Here is a 15558-nt window from a genome sequence, read left to right as displayed (position 1 = left end):
GTCCTTACGCTGCGCCGCCGATCATGGCGGTGATGCGGATATTGCGGTTGTCCGGTACTTCGGCATGCGACAGCACTTTCAACTGCGGCAGGGTGCGGCGCAGGAAGCGCGCCATCAGCGGCCGCAGCGGCGACGGCACCAGCAGGACCGGATCGAGACCCAGTTGCTCCTGGCGCACCACCGCGCCCTGCGCCTGCTGCAGCACCGCATCGGCCAGGCCCGGCTCAATGCCGCCGCCATTGGCCAGCGCCTGCGACAGCACGCGCTCCAGGCCGGCGTCGAGGCCGATGACCTGCAGGTCGGCGTTGTTGGGGAAAAGCTGCTGCGTGATCGCGCGGCCCAGCGCCACGCGCACGAGCGTGGTCAACTCGGCCGGATCGCTGACCTTCGGCGCGTGTTCGGCGATGACATCGAGAATCGTGCGCATGTCGCGGATCGCCACACCTTCGTCCAGCAGGCTCTGCAGCACCTTCTGCAGGCCAGTCAGCGTGATCGTCTTCGGCACCAGGTCCTCGGTAAGCTTGGGCGATTCCTTGGCGATGCGGTCCAGCAGCGACTGCACTTCCTGGCGACCCAGCAGCTCGGATGCGTGCATCTGGATCAGGTGGTTCAGGTGGGTGGCCACCACGGTGCTGGCGTCGACCACGGTGTAGCCATACGCCTGCGCCTGCTCCTTGAGGGCGGCGTCGATCCACACGGCCGGCAGCCCAAAGGCCGGGTCGCGCGTGGCCGCGCCGGGCAGCGTGCCGGTGACCTGGCCTGGGTTGATCGCCATCCACTGGCCCGGGTTGGCTTCGCCACTGCCGACCTCTACGCCCTTGAGCGTGATGCGATAGGCGGTCGGCTTCAGTTCCAGGTTGTCGCGGATATGGACCACCGGCACCAGAAAGCCGATGTCCTGCGCGATCTTCTTGCGGATGCTCTTGATGCGGCCCAGCAACTCGCCGTTCTGGGCGCGGTCCACCAGCGTGATCAGGCGATAGCCCACCTCCATGCCAAGCGGATCAACCATCGTGACGTCTTCCCACGACGCTTCGGCGGCCTCGGCCGGCGCGGCAGGCGCGCGCGCCTCGTTCGACTTCGTTTCTTCTGCCGTGGCCTCGCGGCGCATCATGTGCCGACCAAGCCAGATCAGCCCGGCAGCCAGCAGCAAGAACGCAAAATGCGGCATTCCCGGGATGATGCCCATCATGCCGATAATGGCGGCCGTGATGAACAACACGCGCGGATTCGAGAAGAGCTGGCCGGTCAGTTGCTGGCCGACGTCCTGCTCGTTCGACACCCGCGAGACGATGACACCGGCGGCCGTGGAGATCACCAGTGCCGGAATCTGCGCCACGAGGCCGTCGCCAATCGTCAGCAGCGTGTAGTTATGCACCGCCGTGCCAAAGTCCAGGTCGTGCTGCACCATGCCCACGACCATGCCGGCCACGACGTTGATGAACATGACCAGCAGGCCCGCGATGGCATCGCCACGCACGAACTTCGACGCACCATCCATCGCGCCGTAGAAATCGGACTCCTGCGCCACCTCGGCACGACGCTTGCGCGCGCCCTCTTCATTGATCAGGCCGGCGTTCAGGTCCGCGTCGATCGCCATCTGCTTGCCCGGCATCGCGTCCAGCATGAAGCGCGCGCCCACCTCGGCGATACGGCCCGCGCCCTTGGTGATCACCATGAAGTTGATCACCACGAGGATCGCGAACACCACGATACCGACCGCGAAGTTGCCGCCCACCAGGAAGTGGCCGAAGGCTTCGATCACCTTGCCGGCGGCGTCCGGGCCGGTATGCCCTTCCAGCAGCACCACGCGCGTGGAGGCAACGTTCAGCGACAGGCGCAGCAGCGTGGAGAACAGCAGGACCGCCGGGAACGCCGCGAAGTCGAGCGGACGCTGCGTGTACATGCCGACCAGCAGCACCATGATCGACAGCGCAATGTTGAACGTGAACAGCAGGTCCAGCACAAACGCGGGCAACGGCAGGATCATCATGCCGAGGATCATGATGATCAGCACCGGCCCCGCGAGCGCCTTCATCTGGGCACCAGAGCGCAGGCCCGGCATGTTGAGGATGTTCGTCAGTGCGTTCATGCGCGGCTTTCCGGTACGGCAAGTTCATCCGGCACCACCAGATCCGCGGGCCCATTGGGCTGTGGACCGTAGCTGTAGTGCCAGTTCTTCAGTTGATAGACCCAGGCCAGGACCTCGGCCACGGCGGTGTACAGACCGGCCGGGATCTCGTGACCCAGCTCGACGTGGCGATGCAGCGCACGTGCCAGCGGCGGCGCCGACAGCATCGGCACGCGGTGTTCCGCGGCCAGTTCGCGAATCCGCGCGGCCACTTCATCGGCGCCCTTTGCCACCACGCGCGGCGCGCCCATGCGGCCTTCCTCGTAGCGCAGCGCCACGGCGTAGTGCGTGGGGTTGGTCACCACCACGTCGGCCTTGGGCACTTCGGCCATCATGCGGCGGCGCGCAATGGCACGCTGCTGCTGGCGGATACGCGCCTTGATGTGCGGATCGCCATCGGTTTCCTTCATCTCCTGCTTGATCTCTTCCTTGGTCATGCGGAGCTTCTTGTGGAACGTATAGAGCTGCCAGGGCACGTCCAGCGCGGCCACCAGGATCAGCGATCCCGCCACCACACCGCTGACATACAGCACCAGTTCCATCATGTGCAGCAGTGCCTCCTGGATCGGCGCGTCCATCAGCGCGATCGCCTCCGGCAGCTTGCGCCAGATCATCCAGGCACCCACGCCCCCCACCAGCAACGACTTGGCGATGGCCTTGGCCAGTTCCACCAGCGAATGCGCCGAGAACAACCGGCCGAGGCCGGAGATCGGCGACATGCGCGAGAAATCGGGCGAAAACGACTTGGTCGAGAACATCCAGCCGCCCAGAGCCAGCGGCGTCACCAGTGCCGCGACGCCGAACATCAGCAGAAGCGGCAGGAATGCCAGCAGGGCGTCCCAGACAATGGCGGCAAACTGGGACAACATGCGATTCGTGTCGAAGGCCGTGGCCGGCTCGAACGCGAGGCCGGCATGCATTACGGCATCGAGCTTGCGGCCCAGCACGCCGCCCGTGGTCCAAAGACCGATCACGCCGGTCATCAGCATCGCGAACGTGCCGAGCTCGCGCGAACGCACCACCTGCCCCTCTTCACGCGCCTTTTCAAGGCGCCGGGCTGTGGCGGGTTCGGTTTTCTCGAGATCGCTTTCCTCGGACATGGACGCTCCAGGCGCGAAGCGCGGACGGCACTTCGTCACCGAGGATTATCAAATCCCCGGGCGGGAAGCATTGGGAGGAAAAGGCGGGGAAACAGGTCCCTGTTTCAGGAATGGAGGGGCAGCGGCGTTAACGGTCCCCTGGGTGCCGATCTTTAGGGGGAACGCCCGAAAATGCCGGGATCGCGCACTGTCCGGCTGGCATCCGGCGGCATGATGTCGCCTTTACGATGCAGCGCGATGCCGCGTCAGGCGCCGCCGCATCGCAGGGCGCGCGGGCTCAGGACAGGCGATCCGGATCGATGGAGATGCCCAGCTGTTCGGCCATCTCCTCGACCAGCGCTTGCAGGCGCGCCACCTTGTCTTCCAGCTCGCGATGGCTGATCCGGAGCGCCTCCAGCTCCGACGGCGCGATCTCGATGCTCGCGCTCGTGCGAAGGCCCGGCGCTTCGGCCAGACTGACTTCGCCGCATAGCAGGTGCGTCCAGCGGTGTTCACGCTCCCCCGGGCCACGGGGCAGCTTCACGACCAGGGCGGGATCGCGTTCGGCCAGCTCGTCCAGGAACGCCTCGACCGACGAGATATCGGCAAATGCATGCAGCCGCGCCGTGTTCAGGCGCAGTTCCGCCGCCGTCTGCGGCCCACGCAACAGCAGCGTGGACAGCAGCGCCGCGGACTGGCTTGGCACGCCAAGCACGCGCGCAAGGTTTTGCTCGAAGCGGGGCACCCGGCTGCTGCTGCCTTCGAACACGAGGCTCAGCGATTTGAGGCCATCGATGGCGGTCAGGATCTCGTCCTCGCCGACGCTCATCACCGGCGATCGCGCGGTCTTCTGGTTGCAGCCTGCGGCCAGCGCGTTGAGCGACAACGGATAGGTATCGGGAACAGTGAACTGCTTTTCAAGCAGCACCGCCACCACGCGGCCCTCAAGCGGCGTCAGCGCACGCAGTGGCGGGCGGGACGAAGCCCCGGTTGCCATGGGGGTGTCAGGAGTGTCGGGGATTTCGGGGGTTTCGGTCATTTCGGGCTACGGCATCGGTCGGCAAGGCGACCATTGAAGCGCAAGCGGGCGGCTGGCGCAACCTCGCCTGGAGATGGCGGAGCCCGCGCCGCCCCCCGTGGCCCCCCGTAGCCCCTTACCGTGTGATCGGCGGATTGCCCCGGCGCCGTGCCAGCAGCGGCGCTTCCACACCGTCCACGCCGACCAGACCCAGCACAGTGGTCAGGCCCCACTGCGCGCCTTCCCAGGCATTGGTGGGGTCAAACCACTCGTCACGCGAGTGTGCGCCACCCGATTTGCCGCCGCTGCCGATGATAATGGCCGGAATGCCCAGCGCCATCGGGACGTTGGCGTCGGTGCTGCCGCCCCGCAGGGTTGGCGCCTCCTTGCCGTTGGCGCGAATCACGCGGACAGCCGATTGCACGATCACCGAGTCGGTCGGCGTCTGCCCGGCCGGGCGATCGCCGATCAGCTTTGTCTGGAACGTGATTTCCTGACTCTTGGCTGGCGCCCAACGACGATTCTCGTCCGCAACCCCGGCTGCAATCGCATCCATGATGTGCTTTTCGGTTTCCAGCAGGGCCGGCGTGCCGTTCGAACGGATATCGACCGCCATGCGCGCATCGCCCGCGATCGCATTGACCGACGTGCCGCCAGAAACCGTGCCGACCGTGAACGTGGTCTTGGGATCGGATGGCGTGCGCACATCGCTGATCTTGCTGATGGCGCGCCCCATGGCGTGGATAGCGCTGGGCAGGCCAAACGCGCCAAAGCTGTGGCCGCCGGGACCGCGGAAGGTCACTTCGTAGCGATGGCTGCCGGTGCCTTGCGTCAGCACGCGATCGCCGGTGCCAGGTTCGATGCCGACCATGCCGTCGATGTCGGGATGCTCGCGGAACACCGCCTTCATGCCGCGCAGGTTGCCAAGCTCTTCCTCGCCGACGTTGCCCACGAAGACCAGATCGCCAGCCGTCCGCACATTGTTGTCGTTGAGCACCTTCAACCACGACAACAGCACGGCTAGTCCGCGCGTGTCGTCGCCAATACCGGGGGCGTAAAGCTTGCCGTCGCGCGCCTTGACGGTGACGTCGGTGCCTTCGGGGAAGACCGTATCGAGGTGGGCGGATATCAACAATTTCGGGCCATTGCCAACGCCCTTGCGGATCCCGATCGCATTGCCTTCGGCATCAATGTGGGCATCGGCCAGGCCAAGCGCCTTGAGCCGCGAGACGAAGTACTCGGCGCGCGAGCGCTCCTTGAAGGGCGGCGCGGGAATCTCGGTCATGGTCTTCAGCTCGGTCAGCGCGCGCGCGTCATCGGCGCGGACGTCCGTCATCAGCTTCTTGTAGGCCGGGGATGCTTCGAGTTTGGTGTAGGCAGTGTCTACCGCTGGGGAGACCTGTGGGAGGGGCAGCGTCTGCGCGTGGGCAATTCCGACAAGCGCGACGGATGCGAGGGCAACAACGGTACAGCGAGCAGGCATGGGGGCAATCCTCTGGCAGGGGGGAAACCGTGTTTGCTGCGATTGTGCCAGTGAATGCGAAGGTACGCTGAAGCGCCGCTCTCCCGCGATGCGGGTGAGCGGTAGCCTATCTACTATCTACAAACAACCTCAGAAGCCGAGGCTCGCCAGCAGATCGTCCACCTGCGACTGGTCCGACACCACATCGGCCTTGCCTTCGGGGTTGATCTGCGGACCGTTGATCAGTGAAGGGGGCGCTTCCACGCGCCGATCGGCCGGCACGTTGTCGATCAGCACCTGCAGCAGTTCCTGCTCCAGCGTGCGGATCATGTCCATCATCTTCTTGATCACCTGGCCCGTCAGGTCCTGAAAGTCCTGGGCCATCATGATCTCGAGCAGATGGCTGCCGGTGGCCTTGGTCTTCTCCGGAACCTCGGTCAGGAACTCGCGCGTGTCGAGCACCAGCGCGCGGGCATCGCCCAACTCCACGGGTTGCTCGAACCACTCGCCCCAGCGCTTGTCCAGCGCGGTGGCCTTGGCCTCGAGTTCTTCCTGCAGCGGCTGCGCCAGTTCCACGGCCGTGAGCGAACGCTCGGCAGCCTGCTCGGTCATGGCGGCGATGTAGCTCAGACGGTCGCGCGCGTCGGGAATGGCCTGGGCGGCACGCTCGATTTCCTTGTCGAGCCCCAGCTCCCGCATGTTGTCGCGCAGCATCCGGGTCAGGTTGCCGATGCGATGGATGATCTGCTCGGCCGCTTCATTGCTGAAAGTCGGAGTCGTCGACATGTCGCGTCCCTCTTATTGACCCATTTTCTCGAAGATCTTGGTGATCTTCTCGTCGAGCGTGGCGGCGGTAAACGGCTTGACCACGTAGCCATTGGCGCCTGCCTGCGCGGCGGCGATGATGTTCTCCTTCTTGGCTTCGGCCGTCACCATCAGCACCGGCGTCTTGGCGATCTCGGGCGTTGCACGGATCGTCTGCAACATGGTCAGGCCGTCCATGTTCGGCATGTTCCAGTCCGAAACCACGAACTGGAAGCTGCCATCCTTGACCTTCTCCAGGCCGGCCGCGCCGTCCTCGGCTTCGTCCACGTTGGTGAAGCCAAGCTCCTTGAGCAGGTTACGGATGATCCGGCGCATGGTCGGGAAGTCGTCGACCACGAGAATCTTGATGTTCTTGTCCACTGTTACGGCTCCAAAACGGTTGCGGATGGCCATGCCATCCGGATGATTGCTGCTTATCTGACCTCTCGCGCGCTATACGCGCTGCGCCCGCGCGCCAAACGTAGCCAGGTGCGCCATGACGCGCTGGCTCATCTGGTGCAGGGGCACCACTTCATGCACACCGCCGGCCGCGATGGCTTCCTTCGGCATACCAAACACGATGCAGGATTGCTCGTCCTGCGCCAGGTTGTAGGCGCCTGCCTCGCGCATGCGCAACATGCCGCGCGCGCCGTCCTTGCCCATGCCGGTCAGGATCACGCCAGTGACGTTCTTGCCACCGTGAATCGCGGCGGAATCGAACAGCACATCCACGGACGGTCGGTGCCGATTGACCGGCGCTTCCTGAGACAGGTGCGCCACGTAGTTCGCACCGCTACGCGCCAGCAGCAGGTGCGAATCGCCGGGCGCGATGTACGCATAGCCCGGCAGCACACGCTCGCCATGCTCGGCTTCCTTGACCGTGATGCGGCACAGGCCGTTCAGGCGGTGCGCGAACGACTTCGTGAAACCTGCCGGCATGTGCTGGACGATCATGACCGCTGGGGAATCGGGCGGTAGCGGCGTCAGGAAATCCTTGATCGCCTCGGTGCCCCCCGTGGAGGCCCCGACGATGATCAGCTTTTCCGTCGACAACAGCGGCGCGCGCAGCATCGGCGCGACGGGCGCCGCGCCAGCGCTCTGCTCCGCACGCGCACGCACGCGGGCGCGCGATGCGGCGCGGATCTTGTCCGCGATCGTCTGCGTGTAGTCCAGCAGGCCTTCGCGGATACCGAGCTTCGGCTTGGTCACGAAGTCCACGGCGCCAAGTTCCAGCGCGCGCATCGTGATCTCGGACCCACGCTCGGTCAGCGACGACACCATGAGCACCGGCATCGGCCGCAGGCGCATCAGGCGCTCAAGAAAATCCAGGCCGTCCATACGCGGCATTTCTACGTCCAGCGTCAGCACGTCCGGATTGACGCGCTTGATCAGGTCGCGCGCCACCAGCGGATCCGGGGCGGTACCCACCACCTCCATGTCCGGCTGGCTGTTGATGATTTCCGACATCAGGCTGCGTATCAGCGCGGAATCGTCCACGCACAGCACCTTGATCTTCGCGGCAGTCATGTTGGTCTCTACGTCTCTTGCGTGTATTTCGTGTATGACGCGTCTTGTACGTCCCGCGCGCCCGACATCAGGTCGGGATCCTGGCCGTGGTCTGTCGCGTGAACAGTTCCACGGCGCCTCGCGCGGGTGCCTTCGTCGACGTGGACAGCGCGCGTGCCAGGGCACGTTCCTCGCGTTCGATGCCTACGGTATCGTCCTGGCGCGTCAGCCGGCGGACCAGTGCAAGGCCGGTACGTGGAAAGTAGCTGACACGTCGCGCGTGCGGTCCGCGCAGATCCTGCGCGGCCACGCGCACTTCTTCCGTGCGCAGGTACTTCAGTACGAAATCGGCATTCCGATCCCCGATATTTAGGGTCGTCATGTTGGCCAGCACCGCGCCACCGCCAAATACTTTGGCCTCCAGCCGTTCACGACGCGCGCCCATCTTCAGCAGTTCATTGATAAGCACTTCGAGCGCGTAGCAGCCGTAGCGCATCGACGTAGAGAGCATCCGGTCGGCGCCGGCGTTCTCGTCGTCGGGCAGCATGAAATGGTTCATGCCGCCGACGCCGGCCACTTCGTCGCGAATGCACGCGGACACGCACGATCCCAGGACGGTCGTGAGTACGACGTCCTCGGCCGTCACGTAGTACTCGTTGGGCAACAGCTTGATGGCCTGCCGGTCGAATTCGCGGTCGAAATACTTCCGGGTGGCGATGGCCTCCGGCATCTGGGGCGTGCCACGCATCATGCAGCTCCGCTCTTGTTCGTCAGCTCGTATACGGTCTGCCCGCGCAACTGGAATGAGCGGGTGACGTACGAGAAATTCTCCGAGTGCCCCGCGAACAGCAGGCCGTTCGGCTTGAGCAGCGGTGCAAACCGTTCGAGAATCTGGCCCTGGGTCGGCTTGTCGAAGTAGATCATCACGTTGCGGCAGAAGATCGCGTCGAATTTCTCGCGCAAGCCCCAATCCGGCGCCAGCAGGTTCAGCGGCTCGAAGGTGACCGTCGCGGCAAGCTCCGGCTTGACCTTGACCGACCCGGCCCGCGCGCCGGTGCCCTTCAGGAAGAAACGCTTGAGCCGTTCCTGCGACAGCCGCGAAACCTGCTCGGCGGTGTAGATGCCGCTGCGCGCCTTGGCCAGCACCTGGGTGTCGATGTCCGTGGCCAGCACCGTGCCCGCGCGTTCGCCCAGCGCTTCCGCCAGCGTGATGGCGATCGAGTACGGCTCCTCGCCGGTCGACGCCGCGGCGCACCAGACGCTGTAGGGTCGCCCGATCTTCTTGGCGTGCTCGGCCAGCAGCGGAAAGTGATGGGCCTCGCGAAAGAACGACGTCAGGTTCGTTGTCAGCGCGTTGGTGAAGTACTCCCACTCCGACGAACGCTCGTCGGCTTCGAGTTGCGCGAGATAGGTGCTGAAGTCCGCAAGCTGCAGTGTGCGCAGCCGCCGGGCCAACCGGCTGTAGACCATCTCTCGCTTATGGCTGCCAAGCGAGATGCCCGCGCGCTTGTGAATCAGCGCGCGGATCTTCTCGAAGTCACGCTCGGTCAGCAGAAAGTCGCGCATCTCATCGCGCAATGGCGCCAGCACGGGCGCACCCGGCGTCATAGCCGCGCCTGGCTTCCTGATGGCGCTGGAGGAAGAACGGAGCGGCGTCATGGTGTATGTCCTTCAAGGTACCGGGGAGTCGGCGATGCGGGCTGCCGGACGTGCCGGCAAGCATCAGGCGAGCTCGGCCTCGATCAATTCCATCTCTGGGCTGGTCATCATGCGTTCGATGTCGATCAGGATCAGCATCCGGCCTTCCACCGAACCCAGCCCGGTCAGATGTTCGTTGGAGACCGACACGCCGAACTCCGGCGCGGGCTTGATGTCATCGCCAGTGAGCGTCAGCACGTCCGATACGCCGTCGACGACGATGCCAACCACGCGGCCGGCCACGTTCAGGATGATCACCACGGTCTGGTGGTCATAGCGCACGTTGCCGAGCTTGAACTTCAGGCGCAGGTCGACGATCGGCACGATCACGCCGCGCAGGTTGGTCACGCCCTTGAGAAAGTCTGGCGCGTTGGCGATGCGCGTCACCGTCTCGTAGCTGCGGATCTCCTGCACCTTGAGGATGTCGATGCCATATTCTTCCGTCCCCAGCGTGAAGACCAGGTACTCCTGACCCGAGGCTTCGCTGCCCTGGGTATCGATATGTCCGATGCCGGCCATGTCCGTTCTCCTTGCTGTCGATTACTACGCGGCCATCGGGGCCTGGCGGCGCACACCGGTGCGCTGCAGCGCGCCGACGTCCACGATCAGGGCCACGCTGCCGTCACCGAGGATGGTGGCGGCGGAAATGCACGGCACCTTGCGATAGTTGGTCTCGAGGTTCTTGAGCACCACCTGGTGCTGCCCGATCAACTGGTCCACCAGCAGCGCGAAGCGCTTGCCTTCGGCCGCCAGGATCACGGCGATACCCTGCGTGGGCTCCTGCACCGCGTTGGCCACGTTGAAGACCTTGTGCAGTTCCAGCAGCGGCAGGTATTCGCCGCGCACGTTCATCACCCGCTCGCCGTTGGCGGCGGTGTGCACGTCGTCGGCCAACGGCTGCAGGGACTCCATCACGCAGTTCAGCGGCAGGATGAAGGTTTCTTCGCCAGTGCGTACCGACATGCCGTCCAGAATCGCCAGCGTCAGCGGCAGCACGATGCGGGTGGTGGTGCCCAGCCCGGCGCGCGAGCTGATTTCCACGTGGCCGCCCATCTCCTGGATGTTCCGCTTGACCACGTCCATGCCAACGCCCCGGCCGGAGACATCGGTAATGACTTCGGCCGTGGAGAAGCCCGGCGCGAAGATGAGCTGCCAGACTTCGTCGTCGGGCATGCTCTCGGAGACCGGCAGGCCGTTCTGCATCGCCTTGGCCAGGATGCGCTCGCGGTTCAGGCCGGCGCCGTCATCGCTCACCTCGATGACGATGTTGCCACCCGCGTGCTGCGCGGAGAGGATCAGTTGTCCGGTCGGCTCCTTGCCGGCGGCGATACGCTTCTCTGGTGTTTCGATGCCGTGATCGAGACTGTTTCGTACCAGATGGGTCAGCGGATCGATGATCCGCTCGATCAGGCCCTTGTCCAGTTCCGTTGCCTTGCCGAACGTGACCAGATCGATCTGCTTGCCGAGCTTGCCCATCATGTCGCGCACCAGACGCGGGAAGCGCGAAAACACGTAGTCCATCGGCATCATGCGGATGGACATCACCGCTTCCTGCAGATCGCGCGCGTTGCGCTCGAGCTGGCCCATGCCGGAGAACAGGCGGTCGAACAGCACGGGGTCCAGCGACGACGCGGTCTGCGCCAGCATCGACTGCGTGATGACCAGTTCGCCCACGAGGTTGATGATCTGGTCGACCTTCTCGGTCGGCACGCGGATCGAACCGGCATCCGGACTGTGCGCGGCAGCGGGCTTGGCCTTTTCTTTCTCCTTGGCAGCCACCGGTGCGGCGGCGGGCGCGACAGGCGCGACGGCTGCCGGCGCGGCTACGGGCGCGGGCGTCGGCGCAGCGACAGGAGCCGCCAGTGCCTCACCTGGCGTTACCGTTTCCACGGCGATCTGCTTCTCGTCGATCACAAAGCAGCAGACCGCGATGATGTCGTCGGGGCTGCACTGGCTGTTCAGCCAGATGATCAGGTCGCCGTCCGATTCCTGTTGACCGGTGATCTCGCCCAGGTTGGCAAGCTCCTCGCGCAGCAGGGCCTGGTCGGCGGCCGATACCTTGATCAGGCTCACCTTGAGATTGCCGCCAGCCGGTGCGGCAGCGGGCGCGGATGCAGCCACTGGCGCCGGTGTGGCGGCAGGCGCGGGTGCCGCCTCGCCGCTGGCTTCCTGGGCCAGTTGCTGCAGCACGGCGCAAATGCGCGCCAGCGTTTCCGGATCGGGTTCGGTGCCGTTACGGTAGGCGTTGAGCTGATCGTGCAACACGTCCTTGGTTTCCAGAAAGGTGTCGATGATGACGCGCGAGAGAGCTAGTTCCCTCCGACGCGTGCGGTCCAGCAGATTCTCGAAGATGTGCGTGGTTTCGGTCAGCGCCGTGAAGCCGAACGTCGCGGCGCCGCCCTTGATCGAATGCGCGGCACGGAAGATCGCGTTGAGCGCTTCCGCATCGGGGGATTCGATATCCACCTCGAGCAGCAGCTGCTCCATTTGTACGAGCAGTTCCTCCGCCTCCTCGAAGAAGGTCTGGTAGAACTGCGTGATATCGATATCGACAGACATGGTCGTCCTGACTCGCTAGATTGCCCTGGAAGATGCGCCGCCCTGTTCAGGCGGCACGCGTCATTCCCCCTTGCCCTTGCCTTTGCTTTCGCCCGCGCCGGCAGCCGAGGCGCTCCCCAGCTGCGCCTGCACGTCCTGTGCCGCCTGGCCCTTCTGAGCCTGCACCGTGACATCTGCGGCGCTGGCGTTCTCGGCCTCGAACTGGGCCTGGGCGCGCTGGTTGAGCACGACGATGCTGATACGGCGATTCACCGGTGCCAGCGGATCGTTCTTCTCCAGCGGCATCGTGTCGGCCAGACCCAGCACGCGTAGCAGCTTGCCTTCCTCCATGCCGCCTGCAACCAGTTCCTGCCGTGACGCATTGGCGCGGTCAGCAGACAGTTCCCAGTTGCTGTAGGCACGCTGGCCCATCATGTATTTGGCCGAGTCGGTATGTCCGGAAAGACTGACCTTGTTCGGCAGCTCGTTGAGCACCGGGCCGATCTCACGCAGGATCGTGCGCATGTACGGCTCGACCGCCGCGCTGCCGGTGCGGAACATCGGACGGTTCTGCGTATCGAGAATCTGGATGCGCAGACCTTCGCTGGTGATGTCGAGCAGCAACTGCGGGCGGAACTGGCGCAGTACCGGGTTGTTTTCGATGATCTGTTCCAGACGCTTCTTCAGGCCGCGCAGCCGTTCGCTCTCGATCTGGTCGCGGCGGCGCTGGGCATCCGCTGCCGGATCGTTGGTCTGCGCCTTCATGATCTCGCCATCCTTGGCCGTCACGTCCTTGCCGCCGCCAGGAATCACGCTCGTCGAAAGGCTGCTCTTGTCGCCGCCGGCAATCGCCACCTTGAGCGGCGTGCGGAAATACTCGGCCACGCCGACGAGAACCTTTGGCGATGAGGAACTCAGCAGCCACAGCACCAGGAAGAGCGCCATCATGGCCGTCATGAAGTCGGCGTAGGCGATCTTCCAGCTGTGGTTGCCATGCGGCTTGGCATGTGATTTCGCCTTCTTGATGACGATCGGACGCAGGTCCTGGGCGCTGCTCATGACTGCTCTCCCGTCAGGTCAGGCTCTTGACTTCGCGGACGTGGTCGTCGAGCTCGAGGAACGACGGACGTACCGTGGAGTACAGCACCTTGCGGCCGAACTCCACCGCCACCAGCGGTGCGTAACCATTGAGCGACGCCAGCAGCGTGACCTTGATGCATTCGTACATCTTGATGCTCTCGGACACCTGGTGTTCGACACGCGACGCCAGCGGCGACACGAAGCCGTAGGCCAGCAGAATGCCCAGGAACGTGCCGACCATCGCGTTGGCGATCAGCGCGCCGAGTTCGGCCGGAGGCAGGTCCGCGGAAGCCAGCGCGTGCACCACGCCCATCACCGCGGCCACGATGCCGAAGGCGGGCAGGCCGTCGCCGACGCGCGAGAGCGCATGGGCCGGAATCTCGGCTTCATGACGGACGGTTTCGATTTCGTGGTCCATGAGCGCCTCGATCTCGAACGCGTTCATGTTGCCGTTGACCATCATGCGCAGATAGTCAGTCAGGAATTCCATCATCTTGGCGTCGGCCAGGATGCGCGGGTACTGACTGAAGACACTGCTCGATGCCGGATCGGCGATTTCCTTTTCGAGGAACAGGATGCCCTCGCGACGTGCCTTGGACAGCAGCACGTACAGCAGCGCCATCACGTCCAGGTACAGTTCCTTCTTGTACTTGGAGCCCTTCAGCAGCGAGGGCATTGCCTTCATCGTGGCCTTGATGGCCTTGCCGCTGTTGGAGCTGATGAATGCGCCAACCGCGGCACCGCCGATGATGATGAGCTCCGCCGGTTGATAAAGCGCGCCCATGTGGCCGCCGGTGAGGGCGTAACCGCCCAGCACCGCCACGACTACGACGACATAGCCAAGAACTACAAGCACGATCGGATCCCCGTCTGAAAAACACGCGTCAGGCACGCATCGGGGGCATCCCGCGCGGGCGAGAGGGGTCACCGCTCACCAACCCAGGGCCCACCTCCTGCGCGGACGTTGGGCCAGATGGATCAGGCTTCGGTCTGCGCGGCTGCGGCGTCCTTCGAGAGCTTCTTCACCTTTCCGGCGCGCGACGGCGGACGGCACAGGCTGCACACGAAGTTCGTGTGCGGCTCATAAGCGTGCGTGACGAACTGTCCACCGCAACACGTGCACGAGGAAAGCTGCAGCATGTTGCTCTCGAAAAACCTTACTAACGTCCAGGCACGGGTGAAACTTAAGACGATTTCGCCACCGAGCAACGAGACGTGCTCGAGATACAGGCGATAGGCCGCCACGACCGCGCGAATGCCAGACGTCTCGCCTTCCTGCACCATGAACTGGTACGCGGAAAAGAACAGCGACGAATGGATGTTCGGCAGCCAGGTAGTGAACCAGTCCGTGGAGAACGGGAGCATGCCCTTGGGCGGCGACGCGCCTCGGAGCTCCTTGTACAGGCGGATCAACCGGTCGCGCGAGAGCGTGGTCTCGGCTTCAAGCACCTGCAGTCGCGCGCCCAGGCCGATCAGCTCGATGGCGAGCTGCGTCTGGTTCGCGTCCTGCAGGACGCTCTTGCGGTTGGGGATGGGGGTGGCCGCAAAGCTGCGGGCTGGCGAGGCCTGGAGGAGCGCGGTCAATTGAGCGACTCCACAGGTTGCCGGGCCAGCAGGATAGCAGCGTGGATCTGCTGCATATCGTGGCTCTTGGCCGTGTGTGTGAGAGTGGAAAGCAGCGCGTGATCGTCGAAGCGGAAACGGCACAGCACCATATTCGATGCTGCCAGCTTAACGAGTTGCGCCGAGGTCAGTTTGGCGAGGATCTCAGCAATTTCCTTGCTGACGCCGAGCCTGAACATGGCTTCCACCTGGTTTTCGCGCACCAGTCGTTGCGCGAGCAGAAGATAGGCGAGATTGACCTCCCGGATCTCCTGGAGAACTTCACTGCTTTCCAATTTTTCCCCGCTACCAAAAAAACCCTCGACCGCTTGTCCGGCGCTTACCGGCAGATGCTGCTTGCCGGCGACCAGATCGATAAGGTGCGTGTGCGATGGGTACGACGTACTACGAAAGTGACTGCGCCTGGTAACACCGCTTCTCTGAAACGTTACAGATGTTACAGAGTGTAAGTGAAACTGTTACGTTTATATCGGCTTTCCGCCTCGTATGCCAATCCCTACTTGAGTTGGGGGGAGACAAATGTCGTACAGATCAGACAAAGGCCGCGAATTTTGTAACAGGCTTAAGAACTGACTTCTGATTTACATCAATATTGTTACAGCCGCGAACCGAATAGACA

General features: G+C 64.2%; 15 protein-coding genes. All 15 read right to left on the bottom strand.

Translation table 11 applies throughout. From position 1 onward, the window contains the following. Positions 1-4 precede the first annotated feature (4 nt). Positions 5-2092: a flagellar biosynthesis protein FlhA gene (gene flhA, locus WD006_RS08845; RefSeq protein ID WP_011518220.1), complete on the bottom strand. Its 2088-nt coding sequence runs from the start codon at positions 2090-2092 to the stop codon at positions 5-7. Next, complete coding sequence (gene flhB / locus WD006_RS08840) at positions 2089-3231, bottom strand: flagellar biosynthesis protein FlhB (RefSeq protein ID WP_029306932.1); 1143 nt, start codon at positions 3229-3231, stop codon at positions 2089-2091. Before flhB ends, flhA begins: the two co-directional genes overlap by 4 nt. Before the next feature lie 277 nt (positions 3232-3508). Then, on the bottom strand, positions 3509-4249 hold the full coding sequence (locus WD006_RS08835) for a YceH family protein (protein ID WP_375198934.1): 741 nt from the start codon (positions 4247-4249) through the stop codon (positions 3509-3511). A gap of 115 nt (positions 4250-4364) precedes the next feature. Further along, positions 4365-5711 carry a M20/M25/M40 family metallo-hydrolase gene (locus WD006_RS08830; protein ID WP_035832296.1) on the bottom strand — a complete coding sequence of 449 codons (1347 nt, stop codon included), beginning with the start codon at positions 5709-5711 and terminating at the stop codon, positions 4365-4367. 129 nt (positions 5712-5840) lie between these two features. Next, positions 5841-6476: a protein phosphatase CheZ gene (gene cheZ, locus WD006_RS08825; protein ID WP_011518216.1), complete on the bottom strand. Its 636-nt coding sequence runs from the start codon at positions 6474-6476 to the stop codon at positions 5841-5843. Between the two features lie 12 nt (positions 6477-6488). Then, positions 6489-6875 (bottom strand): chemotaxis response regulator CheY, encoded by a 387-nt coding sequence (gene cheY / locus WD006_RS08820; RefSeq protein ID WP_008641058.1) that lies wholly within the window; start codon positions 6873-6875, stop codon positions 6489-6491. 72 nt (positions 6876-6947) lie between these two features. After that, positions 6948-8021, bottom strand: a complete 1074-nt coding sequence (locus WD006_RS08815) for a protein-glutamate methylesterase/protein-glutamine glutaminase (protein WP_011518214.1) — start codon at positions 8019-8021, stop codon at positions 6948-6950. 67 nt (positions 8022-8088) lie between these two features. Then, positions 8089-8751 carry a chemoreceptor glutamine deamidase CheD gene (cheD, locus tag WD006_RS08810; RefSeq protein WP_011518213.1) on the bottom strand — a complete coding sequence of 221 codons (663 nt, stop codon included), beginning with the start codon at positions 8749-8751 and terminating at the stop codon, positions 8089-8091. After that, positions 8748-9659, bottom strand: a complete 912-nt coding sequence (locus WD006_RS08805) for a CheR family methyltransferase (protein ID WP_029306928.1) — start codon at positions 9657-9659, stop codon at positions 8748-8750. Before WD006_RS08805 ends, cheD begins: the two co-directional genes overlap by 4 nt. 63 nt (positions 9660-9722) lie before the next feature. After that, entirely contained in the window at positions 9723-10217 is a 495-nt protein-coding gene (locus WD006_RS08800; protein WP_008641041.1) for a chemotaxis protein CheW, read from the bottom strand. Between the two features lie 24 nt (positions 10218-10241). Continuing rightward, the gene (gene cheA / locus WD006_RS08795) at positions 10242-12257 is read right to left on the bottom strand and encodes a chemotaxis protein CheA (protein ID WP_029306927.1); all 2016 of its coding nucleotides are present in this window, start codon (positions 12255-12257) and stop codon (positions 10242-10244) included. Positions 12258-12317: 60 nt separating this feature from the next. Next, a complete protein-coding gene (gene motB, locus WD006_RS08790; RefSeq protein WP_011518210.1) occupies positions 12318-13295 on the bottom strand; it encodes a flagellar motor protein MotB in 978 nt (325 codons plus the stop codon). A gap of 13 nt (positions 13296-13308) precedes the next feature. After that, positions 13309-14172: a flagellar motor stator protein MotA gene (motA, locus tag WD006_RS08785; protein ID WP_008647547.1), complete on the bottom strand. Its 864-nt coding sequence runs from the start codon at positions 14170-14172 to the stop codon at positions 13309-13311. A gap of 122 nt (positions 14173-14294) precedes the next feature. Then, positions 14295-14900, bottom strand: coding sequence for a flagellar transcriptional regulator FlhC (gene flhC / locus WD006_RS08780; protein ID WP_011518208.1), 606 nt, complete (start codon positions 14898-14900; stop codon positions 14295-14297). After that, positions 14897-15214 carry a flagellar transcriptional regulator FlhD gene (gene flhD / locus WD006_RS08775; protein ID WP_008647543.1) on the bottom strand — a complete coding sequence of 106 codons (318 nt, stop codon included), beginning with the start codon at positions 15212-15214 and terminating at the stop codon, positions 14897-14899. The genes flhC and flhD overlap by 4 nt, the downstream gene beginning before the upstream one ends. Positions 15215-15558 lie beyond the last annotated feature (344 nt).

The sequence above is a fragment of the Cupriavidus sp. Met-2 genome, assembly GCF_049843575.1.
Classification (GTDB): Bacteria; Pseudomonadota; Gammaproteobacteria; order Burkholderiales; family Burkholderiaceae; genus Cupriavidus; species Cupriavidus metallidurans.
Note: the sequence above shows the minus strand (reverse complement) of the source record. Positions and strands in the feature narration are given on the sequence as shown.